At 42.0% G+C, this 13,242-nt stretch carries 7 protein-coding genes; 1 reads left to right on the top strand and 6 read right to left on the bottom strand.

Going from position 1 to position 13,242, the window contains the following annotated elements:
• Nucleotides 1–16: 16 nt before the first annotated feature.
• The 4 genes from A0125_RS06310 to A0125_RS06295 all read right to left on the bottom strand — a co-directional run bounded on the left by A0125_RS06310 (nt 17) and on the right by A0125_RS06295 (nt 5,200).
• Nucleotides 17–1,426: a 3-keto-disaccharide hydrolase gene (locus A0125_RS06310; RefSeq protein ID WP_231863143.1), complete on the bottom strand. Its 1,410-nt coding sequence runs from the start codon at nt 1,424–1,426 to the stop codon at nt 17–19.
• Between the two features lie 56 nt (nt 1,427–1,482).
• Nucleotides 1,483–2,763: a Gfo/Idh/MocA family protein gene (locus A0125_RS06305; protein ID WP_066753722.1), complete on the bottom strand. Its 1,281-nt coding sequence runs from the start codon at nt 2,761–2,763 to the stop codon at nt 1,483–1,485.
• Between the two features lie 287 nt (nt 2,764–3,050).
• Nucleotides 3,051–3,977: a glycoside hydrolase family 43 protein gene (locus A0125_RS06300; RefSeq protein WP_156472438.1), complete on the bottom strand. Its 927-nt coding sequence runs from the start codon at nt 3,975–3,977 to the stop codon at nt 3,051–3,053.
• Between the two features lie 128 nt (nt 3,978–4,105).
• Nucleotides 4,106–5,200: a glycoside hydrolase family 43 protein gene (locus A0125_RS06295; protein WP_066753720.1), complete on the bottom strand. Its 1,095-nt coding sequence runs from the start codon at nt 5,198–5,200 to the stop codon at nt 4,106–4,108.
• Nucleotides 5,201–5,439: 239 nt separating this feature from the next.
• On the opposite strand from A0125_RS06295, the gene A0125_RS06290 reads away from it, so the two are divergent.
• The gene (locus A0125_RS06290; protein ID WP_066753718.1) at nt 5,440–8,583 is read left to right on the top strand and encodes a ligand-binding sensor domain-containing protein; all 3,144 of its coding nucleotides are present in this window, start codon (nt 5,440–5,442) and stop codon (nt 8,581–8,583) included.
• Between the two features lie 54 nt (nt 8,584–8,637).
• Here A0125_RS06290 and A0125_RS06285 read toward each other — a convergent pair whose 3' ends face one another.
• Together A0125_RS06285 and A0125_RS06280 are read right to left on the bottom strand one after the other, a co-directional pair.
• A complete protein-coding gene (locus tag A0125_RS06285) occupies nt 8,638–12,288 on the bottom strand; it encodes an ABC transporter permease/M1 family aminopeptidase (RefSeq protein WP_066753716.1) in 3,651 nt (1,216 codons plus the stop codon).
• The gene (locus A0125_RS06280) at nt 12,281–13,165 is read right to left on the bottom strand and encodes an ABC transporter ATP-binding protein (RefSeq protein ID WP_066753714.1); all 885 of its coding nucleotides are present in this window, start codon (nt 13,163–13,165) and stop codon (nt 12,281–12,283) included. Before A0125_RS06280 ends, A0125_RS06285 begins: the two co-directional genes overlap by 8 nt.
• Nucleotides 13,166–13,242 lie beyond the last annotated feature (77 nt).

Here is a 13,242-nt window from a genome sequence, read left to right as displayed (position 1 = left end):
ATTTTAGGGTGCGGGTTTATTTGCGTTTATTAATTTTAATATTGCGGAATGACACTTCATCACCATGATCCTGGAGTAGAATATGCCCCTCTTTAGCTTCACCAAAGTTTTCCCAATCTTTGTATTTACTTTTGGCTACTAGGTCCTTGAATTCTTGCGATCCGCGTTTGTAAGACACCATCTTAACACCGTTTAGGTAATGCGTTACGTTATTGTCTGCGTCGACCACAACGCGCCCACGATTCCACTGCCCTACTGGTCTACGAGCACGGTCATCGCGTTTGGAAGTAATGAGATCATACAATGAAGCCAAAGTACGGTTGCCATCGCGTCCCATCTTTGCATCTGGATGCAGTGCGTCGTCCAACACTTGGAATTCCAGACCGATCGCCGAGCCTACAGTTTGCTCCTTGAGCGTAACAAAATATTTTACACCACTGTTAGCACCTGGTGTCAATTTGAATTCGAAAGAAAGATCAAAAACGGCATACTTGTCGCGCGTAATGATGTCGCCACCATTGGTAGATTCACCGCCATCCGATTTTTGCACTTTGATAATGCCATCACCTACTTTCCAACCTTGTGCAGGGAAGTTTTGATCGCGCACACTGCGCCACTGATCGGCGGAGTTTCCATCAAACAATAGATGCCAGCCAGCTTTCTTTTCGGCTGCACTGAGGTGGTTCGGCTTAAGGTTTACGATGTGTTGTTCTTTGGCAAAAGAAGAAGGTTTCAAGTTCTCGGTCTGTATGCGTATATTTTTGAAATACACCTTTTTGCCATCCTGATCGTCGGTGATGCTATGAACTTGTAATCCGATAAACCCTTTCTGATCCAACGTATCGACTACATAGGCAACGGGTACACCGTTTACCCAAGTGCGTAGCTCATCACCAATAGCTTCGATGCGTAAGTGATTATATTCATTTCTCTTATAAGCCGACTTTGCTTTTTCGTTCAGATCTAATGGGTATAACCAACCGCGCCGCGCTTCGTCATAAATACCACCTGTCCAAGCCCGATCGCTAGGATCTACTTCTACCTGGCGGCCATATACACGACCTCTACCGCCATCTGCCTGCATATCGATGTGACTGCGCGTTTGTACACCAGAATTGGTTTCCACTCCTTCTAGCTTAATATCCAACTCAAGAATAAAGTCACCGTACTCCTGCTCTGTGATTAAAAAAGAATTAGGCGTACCTTTGGTCATGGTTCCGACAATTTCCCCATTTGCGACATGGTAAGGCGCTTTGCCACCGACTGCTTTCCAGCCTTGTAGCGTTTGTCCGTCAAATAAATCCGTCCAACCACGTTTTTGTGCAAAACTTTGTGTCGGCAAGCCAATTAATAAAGCAGCACCGGCAATGGTTGCTACTTGACACCAAGATTTTACTTTTCTTTCTATCATCAATTTTGTACTCATCTTTAGCTTTTGTTTGATAATTCTAGTTTATTGAATTAGTGTTAAAAGAACCTTTTCTATTTTGGCAGGCTGTACCCATTATGATAACGAGTAGCAAGTAATTTGTTTGCCTGTTTGTCTGTAAACTTGCGTTTATGTTTATCCCAATACAATTTTTGACCCGATCGGTACGCAATATTGCCCAGTTGTGCAAAAATGGCGATATGTGCACCAGCTTCTATTGGAGCATTCAATATTTGCGGTTTCTGTTGTACGATGGCGTCTACAAAGTTCACCATATGCTTATTTAAGCCATCATCGACCGCTTTTTGGAAGACTACAGCTGGCATACGATCTCCTTCGGGAATGACTTCCCACCCAGCACGATTGAGTACTAGCGTGCCATTATCACCGACGAAAGCGACGCCATGATCACGACTGTAAGGTCCGCCGCTAATACCCACTGTGTGCTCCCACTGGATATTAAAATCTTCAAACTCGTACACTGCCGTCAACGTATCGGGTGTTTCTGAAGCGCCATCTGGCGCGGCAAACTTACCTCCTGCCGCAATCACTGATACTGGATCTGATACTTTCATACCTAGCAACGCATAGTCCAACATGTGTACGCCCCAATCGGTCATCAGACCGCCGGCATAATCCCAAAACCATCGAAATTCGAAATGGAAACGATTGGGATTGAACGCTCTCTTTTCAGCTGGGCCGAGCCACTTTTCATAATCAACATAGGATGGTGCTATTGCATCAGGCTTTTTCGTAATAGGTGTTTTCCAGCCAACGTAAGACCAAGCTTTTACCTGCCGAATCTTCCCTAGTTTACCCGAATGCACAAAGTCGACTGCGTCTTTAAAGTGCTGCTGGCTACGCTGCCACTGCCCAACTTGCACGATAGCGTTACGTGATTGTGCTGCTGCCACCATGATTTCGCATTCGACGATAGAGTTTCCAATCGGTTTTTCTACGTACACGTGCTTGCCTGCGTGTACAGCATCTACCATCTGCAAACAGTGCCAGTGATCTGGTGTACCTATAATTACGGCATCAACATTCGCATCTTTTAGCAACTCTTTATAATCTGTATACGTTGTTACGTTTATATTTTGAGTGGCTAACTCAGCAACGCGCTGTGCGAGCACCTCTTTATCTACGTCGCAGAGTGCGGTACACTGCACCCGACTATCTCGTAGGATAGCTTTCAAATTGGACCAGCCCATACCGTGGATGCCGATTACGCCAACGCGCACCGCTTTTGCAGTATACGATTGGGCAAATGCTCCCCAACTTGTAATGGAGGCCGCTAATAGTACTGTATTGGTAATAAATTTTTTTCTGTCCATTTGGTTAGTTGCTTTTTCTTTACGAAAAGCTTCGATTTTTGGTGTTCTTGCAGAAATAAGCTTCAGTTAAGCAGTCCGCCTGACCCTCGCTAGAGATTTTTGCATGTAACCGATGGCCGTTTCAGAATGGTTTCACGAATTAAACCCTGAAAAAATGCCTTACCATAAATAGTTTATTTAAGGACTGCTATCCCAAAGTTAACCATTTTATAGTGTAAATTGTACCATATCCGATCAAATTCATTTCAATTTGTATCACTAACGTAATACTATGGAAAAGTCAAATATCATGGATAAATCTGTAGAAACTGAATACTTTCTCCCCTAAACACAGGCTTTTTGATCCCATTTTCGTCTTCTAAATTCCAATCAAATGGAACGATAGCGGTACGACGTGGACCCACTGCAGTAGCCGAGTTGTGGGTATGGCATATGTAAAACCATTGATTATTTTTCTGAAAAACATCCCCGTGCCCTGTACCAGGCCACGACGTGTGATTCACACTTAAAAGTGGCTCATTACCATATTTAACCCAAGGCCCGCTAGGTCGGTCGGCTACTGCTAACCCGACTGCGTAATACGGATTTCGAAAATCATTTGCAGAATAAAAGAGGTAATACTTATTATCCCGTTTGATCACCGTTGGACCTTCAACGACTGGCCAAGAAACATTATCGGTGTTTTCCCAAGGTAGTGAGGCATCCAATATTTCCACTAATGTTCCTGATTTGATAGATGCATAATCGTTATTCAGCTCGGCGACGAAAATGCGATTGCCATTTTGCAACTTAACATGGTAAAGGTATTTTTTACCATCGTCATCACGATAAACGAATGGATCGATCTGCTTACCCTCTGTAATAAGAGGTGCCTGCTGCTGTTGCTTAAATGGACCAAGTGGCGATGAACTTTGTGCAATGGCAATATTTTCATTAGCTGTATATGCCATATAATAAATATTTCCTTCCTTCCATACATGTGGTGCCCAAAATCCTTTGTCGCCAAAGACATCATCTTTAATTAACGCAAACCCATTATTAGCTCCTACTGGCCCCTCCCAATGTGTAAGATTTGATGATCGATAAACGCGAAATCCTTGATTGGGCTGATCTCCATCGGTGCCATACAGATAATAGACGCCATTGTCTTCAAAAATCGTGGGATCTGCTGCAAAAATGGAAAGAGAATCTGCCAGGTGTTGCTTGTTCTTCATCGGCGATTCGTTACTATAACTGCAACATATTAGTACTACAGAAGACATGACCGTACTAAGGCGCACAAGAAATCTGTACAAGAGCATACTGAAATTCATAACTAATGGCTTTTAAATACTTTTTATTGCTAATCCTCGATATTTACTGTTGGTCCGTCCACGCGAAGATTACCTTGTTTATCGATCACCAAACGGTCGATAAAAGCCAGGCGCTGATCTCCAGTTTTGTTTGTGCGAGCGTGATATACACACCAAGTAGTCCCGCTGCGATCGGTTACTAAGCTGTTATGACCTGTTCCTGTTACGATTCCTCCTTCGGTAGTGTTTTTCTGCAGAATGGGATTATTAGGTGATTTGTCAAAAGGTCCAAGAGGATGAGTAGATGTGGCGTACCCCACTGCGTAATTTTCTCCACCAAAATAGTTCGCAGAGTACATCATATAATAGGTATTCCCTTCTTTAAACAAATAAGATCCTTCCGTCCATCGGCGGTTCACTTCACCGCTTGTCACCGAGCGGCTTTCCCATTCCGATTGTTGATCGTCCATATTTACTGGGGGACGTAATAGAAGCACAGGCTCACCAACTACACGGGAAAAATCGGCGGCTAATTCTACACCATATATCCAACTTTCTTCTATCGAGTCAAACATTCCTTCCTTTTTTGCCCATCTCGAAATTTCAGAATCTACAGCATGCTTATAGCAACATCTCGAATAATACATATATACCTTCCCATTGTCGGCGAAATAGAGGTTTGCATCAATTATTGGATAACCAGGATCAAAGATAGGGCCCGAAGATTGGTCTATAAACGGTCCCAACGGACTATCAGATTCTGCCACTCCGATTCGGAAATTTTCAATTTCATTAGTAGGATTATCCTTCCAGTGGGCACTGTAAAAGAGATAATATTTTCCCTTATACTCGTAAACTTCTGGTGCCCAAAAATCTTTGACACCCCAAGCGTGTTCTTGCTCGTTAGTATAGGCTACGCCTTCTTTTTCCCAGGAGGTCATATCATCAGACACATACACCACAAAACCATTATCTACTCCGCCTGTACCATACATGTAATACCGATCAGAAGGCTTGTCATATAACACGAAAGGATCGCCAAATGGTACATCCAATGGATTTTTCGGCTGCACCTGCTCTGAAACAGACTGCTTGCAAGCTACCTGAAATACAAGGAGGCCTATGATTAAGAGATGTAGTTTCATGGTTTAATATTAGTATTTAGTGGTATAGCTAGTACCACGAGAAACCTAGTTTAAATAAATATGATAGTTAGCGATAACAGTCGATACGTCCTGAATAAGCACGCATCTATTATTTTATTTTGTTTATAATTGCAAGTGAAATAAGCAAATTTTCACGCGTCTACCTATTGCAAAAGTGTGAAATAATCATGTTAAAAATTTGTCGATTTATCTCAAAAACGTTTAAAATCGTCTCATTGATGTCGGTTCGGCTTTGGCTGCGCATAGCGCTATGTTGGCTATTTTTGAGTACAAGTAGTGCTTTTGCACAGCTTTATTTCAACAATTTTCAGGTCGCAAATGGATTGTCTAACAATGCTGTGTTGTGCAGTGCCCAAGATCAGGATAGTTTTTTGTGGTTTGGCACGCGACATGGGCTAAATCGATTTGATGGTTATAATTTCAAAACTTATTATGCTGATCCCACCAGCCAAAGTGGATTAGGGAGTAATTTCATTCATAGCCTTTGTGTAGCTGATAATAAGGAAATTTGGGTGGGCACCGATCAAGGCCTGTACATTTTTGATCCGTACCGACAAACTTTTTCATTGCTAACTGAAACGCTCACCAAAGAAATCGTCCAAATTCAAAAAGATCGTACCGGAGACATGTGGTTTGTGGCTAATAATGAGTTATTTCATTACGATATTAAGGAGCGGAAGTTGACTTGCAAAGTAAGTTATACGCAAGATCATGTCGCGCACTTCTGTATCGATCGAGACAATAAGATATGGTACGGCACTGGAACAAGCATCATTTCGCTCGCTACGAAAGATCGCTATACGTTAAAGGTTCACCCAAACTGGAATAACCGCATCGAGAAATTATACGTGGATGAGCAAAATGATATATGGATAGGCACATCTAGTAACGGTGTATACAAATTGTCGGGATCTAGTCAACAAGTGTCGCACGTGATTCCTAATATCCAAGCTAATACGCCACTTTTTGTTCGAGATATTATAGAAGTTGATCAAAATCAACTATGGATTGCCACAGAAATGGGGCTCTTGCTTTATAATAAGAAAGATGGCACGTATTCTATTCAACGACATGAGAAGGATAATCCATGGAGTTTGAGTGATAATGCTTTGTATACCATCATAAAGGATCACCAACAAGGCATTTGGATAGGAACTTTTTTTGGTGGCTTGAACTATTACCATCAGCAACACAACTTTTTTGAGAAAATATTTCCTCGCTATTCGAGGAATTCTATTCAAGGGCATGCAACGAGAGAGATTATTGAAGATCAGTATTACAATATCTGGATAGGAACGGAAGATGAAGGACTGACATGCTGGAATCCTAAAAGCAATACGTTCGAAACGTTGGATCCGAATTCTGGACTTTCTCACAGTAACGTACATGGTCTAGCATTAGTGGGCGACAGTCTGCTAGTAGGTACATTCTACAAGGGCATGGACGTAGTGGATGTACGAAGCAAGCGAGTGCTCAAATCTTTCAACATCGCATCAACTCAGGGTGCGTTAGGCGACGATTTTGTGTATTCGATATATAAGACTCGTGACTCGAGCGTGCTCTTGGCAACATCCAAAGGTTTATACCAATTTTTTGCGGGAGCCGACCGTTTTAGTTATGTACAGCATGCACCCAAACATGTGTTTTATACCTCCATTTTTGAAGATAAAAAAGAAAATATCTGGTTAACTACTTGGCGAAACGGTGTGATCAAACTCAATCGCAGTAAGGGCACTCTAGAGCGATATTGGCATGACCCTAAAGATAAAAATTCGATCAACAGCAATCGTGCAAATCGTGTATTTCAAGATCATACCGGGCAGATTTGGATCGGTACCGAAAGTGGTATAGCACTCTGGAACGAAAACAACAACAACTTTGAGCGCATAACCACTAGAAATGGCCTTCCTAGCAATATGATTTTGGGATTTGAACAAGATGTGATGCATAATATATGGATCAGTACATCGCAAGGTTTGGTAAAAATGGAATACAATAAAAAAGCTGTGGAGACATTCGATACCGAGCTCGGAATTTTGGACCTTCAGTTCAACTATAACTCTGCCTTTAAAGATTCGCAGGGATACCTGTACTTTGGTTCCACGAAAGGCCTAATTCGCTTTAATCCGCAAGTGTTAAGCTCGCTATACCGCACCAACATGGTGACGCCGATATACATTACTGGCATACAATCTCATCAACGAGAGCTTACTATTGGCGGAGCGCCTGGAGATCTTACCCGATCGATTACGTACGCCGATGCAATTACTTTAGAGCACGATGAATCCACAATAAGCATTGATTTTGCTGCTCTTAATTACGTTTCTGCGCAATCCACTTCGTACCGATACAGATTGCTTGGACTGGATTCGGCTTGGACATTTCTCCGTAAAAACAATAAAGCGAATTTTACTAAAATTCCACCCGGAAGATACACTTTTCAAGTATTGGCATGCGATGCAAATGGATTACCGATTTCGAAAGAGAAACACTTACAAATCATCATCAGACCGCCGCTATGGGCAAGCCTTCCTGCATTTGTGTTTTACGGTATATTTATTCTGGCTGCGATTAGCCTGGCGATCTATTTTTACGATCGCCATGTGCGAGAGAAAAACCGACGCCGATTACAAACGATAAAGTCGCACAAGGAACGTGAACTGTACCGAGCAAAAATGGATTTTTTCATGCGTGTGACGCATGAAATCAAGACGCCACTCACGCTGATCAAAGCTCCTTTGGAAAAAATACATACGCTGCCACATGATGAAAAAACAAGCAAATGGCTGAATACCATACAGATCAACACGGATAGGTTAATTTCACTTACAGAGCAGTTGCTTGATTTTCGTAAAGTAGAGAGTGATGAAGTGTCTTTGCATCTTCAGTTACAAAACATAGCTCCACTTGTACGACTCTGTGTGACGGAATTTGATCCTATAATCGAAAACAGATCGCTACAGGTAAGCTTACGCCTGCAAGAAGCTGTGGAAGCCTATATTGATGTGGAGGTGATCTATAAGATTATCAGCAATCTACTTTCCAACGCTGTTAAATATGCCGATAGTATAGTGATCATCACATTGAGTGAAGATGCAGACAGCGATACATTTAGCTGCGTCATCAAAAATGATGGTATAAAGCTACAAGCTGCTGATGTGGTCGAAATATTTAAGCCTTTTCATCGCTCGAGCGTACATTATCAGGTTAGCGGCTCTGGCTTAGGACTGGCTTTAGCTTATTCGTTCACCAATCTGCATAGTGGCGAATTATTTTATGACAATGGCGATTCATCGCTTAATACCTTTGTTCTTCGCATTCCTAAGGATGCGCGTACGTCGGTCATCAATTCAAATTCATAAAAAAAGACCTCGCGGCCACTGGCCATCGAGGTCTTAACAACAGATAAAATTAAACTATATCTTCTTCCGATTATCGTTAGAATCGGTATCTATCAATTTATTGTTTGGATCTACGCCAACTTCTACCGGCTTGCTATCTACGATGATTTTCAGCTTATTATTAATCTGATTGATCTTCACGCGTTGCATATAAATTGGATTATCAATTTCATACGTTCCGTTCTTTTTTGGCTCGCCAAATACGGCTATATCCACGTAATCAGACAAAGGGAGTGATTGCACCTCTGCTTTGCCGACCTTGCTTTTTAATGCTGTACCTTCGGCATCTTCAAAACTTTTTTTGCCTTTAGCATCTGTCCGATACTTAGATACCTGAAATTGTACATCAAGCGCATACTGACCATTTGCCAGAGCTTCCGAATTTACTTGGATCAACTTGTTATCATACAAGGTGATCGTCTCAAACATATCCTTTACCGCGTACTGCAACGAATCTGGCACATGCTCATGTAATAGATCCACAAACTCTAGTGATGTCGTATAAGGTGGATACTGAAACGCAACTGCATCAATATAATCGCTCAACAGCGCATTGAATGCTTGCTCGCCCATCAGGTCACTGAGTGCATACATCGCCAAAGAACCCTTATTATAATGAATGTAAGATTGATTCTCGTTATACATCAACGGATTCTCTCCCAACTGTTCGCTAGAGCGGCCACGGAGATAACTATCCAATGCTTCTTTCAAAAAGCGCCGCATCTGATGATGGCCATAGGTATGTTCTAGCACTTTTAGCGAGCTATATTCTGCCAGCGATTCGGACATCATTGTAGCACCTTTCACGCCAGCACCAATTACTTGGTGCGCCCACCACTGATGCGCAAATTCGTGCGCTATCACACTGTACGGGTAATCGATTCCATTAGGATTGTCCTCGTCCACTTTGGCAATAAATCCTATGGCTTCTGAAAAAGGCACCGTGTTAGCAAATGCCTGCGCAAATGTGCCGTGCGTTTTTGGAAACTCAACAACGCGTAACTGTGTAAATTGATAGGGACTAAAGTTCGATTCGTAATAAGCCAACGACTTCTTTAGCGAAGCCATCATGCGCTCGAGATTGTAGGTATGATCCCGATGATAATAAATCTCCAAATTCACATCATTCAGCGAATCACGCATGACCTCAAAACGACCGGAGATTATCGAATAAAAGTTAAGCATTTTATTATCCATCTGATAATGGAAATACCGTCTTCCATCTTTGCTGATCCATTCCTTTTGCAAATATCCTGGTGCTATGGCAATTTGATCGCCCGACGTACTTACGGTCGCTTCAAAATCGATCCAATCCGCATCGTGTGAGATATAGTTATTGCCCAAAGCGGCTGAATCTGTCGGGTCAGGCATCCGATCTTTTGGAGGAAGTCCGTACTTGGCTCTCACCTTGTTATCAGTCAGTTCCGCTCTTGCATCATATGCAAATGTCGGAAACATGCTGCTATTCAAAAATGAACCATTAGCCAAAATCGGCGATTTATCTTTGAGGAACGTGTTGGGCTCATTAGCAAAAGAAAATTCCATTTCCATGGTATCTAGCGGTTGCAATGTCCTTGCCAGCGCATATATCCTAATGTTGGCCACGGTATCATCCACTATGGTACTATTCTCAATAGAAAATTGCTCTGCCGTTATATTGTCACTATGCGACATAAACAGCGTATCGATAGGCTCATTCGTTTTATTGACATAACGCATACGTATCGAAGCTGTATAGTCCCGCTGTTCGGGAAAGATATCCATATCAAGTTTCACATCAATCAGCCGTGGTGATGGCTTATCGCCATAGTGGCTGTATGCTTTTTCCATTTCCACCCTGATCTTTTCTTTATCTTGCTCAGACACATACGGTTCTGCAATATTATTATGATAATAAATCGCATATCCTAGGCTTACAAATGCGATAGCAGCCAATGAGGTAGGTATAAGCAAGCTAGCTGTTGCGCGCTGCCGCAATGTACTGAATCGGGCTCTAAGATTATCCACCAATCCGCGACGCCAAAATAGCAATGCAATACCCGACAATACAATACCAAAAAGAAACCAATATAATCTGTAGTAGAAGTAACCACGCAAACTTCCATAGCCATTCATATCCGAATAGTCGTAACTAGGAGCCATATTGAATTTGAATATGATCTGTTCAATTCCTACTTTAGAAAGAAATGGCAATCCGATAAATACGATCAGACAAACGATAAAGCCAACAAAGTAATTCTTAAAGAAAGTATGTACAAACAAGGCAAAAAGAATATACACCAAGTATTTGGGCAAATCTAATACATAAAGCTCCATCAAATAATGGCCGATCTCAAAGTGAAAGAAACCATGATACATTTGATACCCAATACCGGTAAGCATGCTAGTAAGTAGAATCAACATCGTCATCTGCACTAATGCCAAGGCTTTGGACAGAAAAAGTACCCAATTTGGGATCGCAGTAGAATCCATCAAGAGATCCATTTTTGACATGCGTGCGCGCTGCACCAAGATTCCAGCGAACAGGAAAATCAAAATAACAATGAAAAAACTATATACCGATCCAATAGTAGAAAGTAATTTCCAGGTTAGCGGATAAGTTTCGGTTCCCATAATACTACCGACAGACTCGCTAACGATTAGCACCATTAGCACAGCGACAACCATGATGACGATAAAAGTCCAGTTGCGCACGATCGCCTTCAAGTCATAAAATGACAAACGAAAGGCTACTACTAAGCGACTCCAGAAATCGTAAAAGAGCCGTACTGTTGGCAAATCGATCTTCATCACACTACCAAAATTTTCCTTTACCAGTCGCGTGCCAGCTTGGCGCTTAGTTGTAAGCTGATGCCCCAAGTACGAAAAATCGAACGACCGATAGATCACCGTCCCGATAATCGCGGCTACCGCGCCCCAAATCAATCTGTTATACAATAGCACGCCCGAAAGTGGTAAAAATCGGATATTTTGTTCCTCCACACTCCAATATTTAGAATAGTACGTGATCGGATTGAAGCCAAATGGATCCAATAAAGCGACGGTATAGAGATTATCCATATTACGCGTCATGGTATCCAGCGCCGTCTGCAGCACAAGTAACAATAACACAAAGATGAAACCGACATAAATGTTGCGCGAATAGTTGACCACCGCAAATACGATCAAGCCAAACAGCACCATATTAGGAACAATCAAGACAACAAAGGCCTGAAAATACGCCATCACATGATTAGGCCCTATCAAATCTTTATTTACATTCGGCATATACTGCCCAACCAAAAAACCCAGTATACAAGCCATGGGAATCAGTAAGGTAATGAGCAAACTACTTAGAAATTTGGCAGAAAGATACGCTGGTTTTGTCAAGGGATAAGAAAACAGTACCTGATGTACCTGATATTGATAATCGCGAAATACCGAAGCGCCTATAATCGTTGGTAATAGGAAATAAACTAAAGTAGAGAAAGCATTGAGAAAGCCTACAATATTGATCGGCGAATTGATAAAGGTCGGACTGGACGTAGTAACAGTCACTGCATCAAATGCGCCCAACGATGACATCGTAGTGAACACCGAGATGACGAAAAACAACGCGAAATACACATAAAAAACGGGATTGTGTAGCCAACGTTTGATTTCAAAAGTAAATATCGTACTAAACATGAGCGCTATCTCTCTTGAGTGAAACAAAATAAACATCTTCTAAAATAGGTGGAGTTGCTACAAACTGTTCACCCGGGCTTTGCTCTGCGAATACACGAATATTCAGCGAGTTATCTCGATTATAACTGGACGAAAGCACATGATATTGATTATTGATCGTTTCAAAAGTTTCTCGCGCTATATTGGTGGTCCATACCTTACCTTGAAGCGCATCTTCTCCTGCTTGCGAACTACCGCGGTAAAGTACTTTCCCGCCATTTACGATCGCCAATTCGTGGCACAATTCACGTACATCGTCCACGATGTGCGTCGAAAAGATAACGGTATGGTTGGTACTAATCTCGCGTAACACATTGAGAAAGCGTTGCCGCTCTGCCGGATCCAAGCCCGCAGTTGGCTCATCCACAATAATGAGTTTAGGATTATTCAGCAATAGTTGGGCTATGCCGAAGCGCTGTTTCATACCGCCAGAATATCCGCTAACGCTTTTGGATTTCACTTGAGATAGATTGGTAATTTCCAGCACTTCGTGTACAATTTTCTTACGATCTGCACGACTATAAATACCTTTGAGATGCGCAAAATAATTTAACAGATCTTCTGCCGACATATTCGGGTAAACCCCAAACTCTTGCGGAAGATAACCAAGCACTTGCCGCAATTGCATTGGATTTTTGAGCACATCAATATCACCAAATGTAATCGTACCTTCATCCGGCCGCTGCAAAGTAGCGATAGTACGCATCAAGGTCGACTTGCCAGCACCATTAGGGCCAAGCAATCCAAACATGCCCGGCTGTATCGCCAAATCGATGCCATCTAGCGCCTTCACGCCATTATCATAAGTTTTAGTTAGGCTATTAATTCGCAATTCCATGTTGTTAGTTTTTTAATATTAGTAGCTATTGGCCATATTTTGTTACAAAAAAAAAGGAAGAACCTTCACGGATCTTC

This window comes from Sphingobacterium populi (genome assembly GCF_001586775.1).
Lineage (GTDB): Bacteria > Bacteroidota > Bacteroidia > Sphingobacteriales > Sphingobacteriaceae > Sphingobacterium > Sphingobacterium populi.
This window is presented reverse-complemented; position numbering and strand designations above follow the sequence as displayed.

What these genes read in the sequence shown, in the direction of transcription:
- A0125_RS06310 (WP_231863143.1), bottom strand. Translation starts at nt 1,426, where the DNA reads ATGAGTACAAAATTGATGATAGAAAGAAAAGTAAAATCTTGGTGTCAA.
- A0125_RS06305 (WP_066753722.1), bottom strand. Translation starts at nt 2,763, where the DNA reads ATGGACAGAAAAAAATTTATTACCAATACAGTACTATTAGCGGCCTCC.
- A0125_RS06300 (WP_156472438.1), bottom strand. Translation starts at nt 3,977, where the DNA reads ATGAAGAACAAGCAACACCTGGCAGATTCTCTTTCCATTTTTGCAGCA.
- A0125_RS06295 (WP_066753720.1), bottom strand. Translation starts at nt 5,200, where the DNA reads ATGAAACTACATCTCTTAATCATAGGCCTCCTTGTATTTCAGGTAGCT.
- A0125_RS06290 (WP_066753718.1), top strand. Translation starts at nt 5,440, where the DNA reads ATGTCGGTTCGGCTTTGGCTGCGCATAGCGCTATGTTGGCTATTTTTG.
- A0125_RS06285 (WP_066753716.1), bottom strand. Translation starts at nt 12,288, where the DNA reads ATGTTTAGTACGATATTTACTTTTGAAATCAAACGTTGGCTACACAAT.
- A0125_RS06280 (WP_066753714.1), bottom strand. Translation starts at nt 13,165, where the DNA reads ATGGAATTGCGAATTAATAGCCTAACTAAAACTTATGATAATGGCGTG.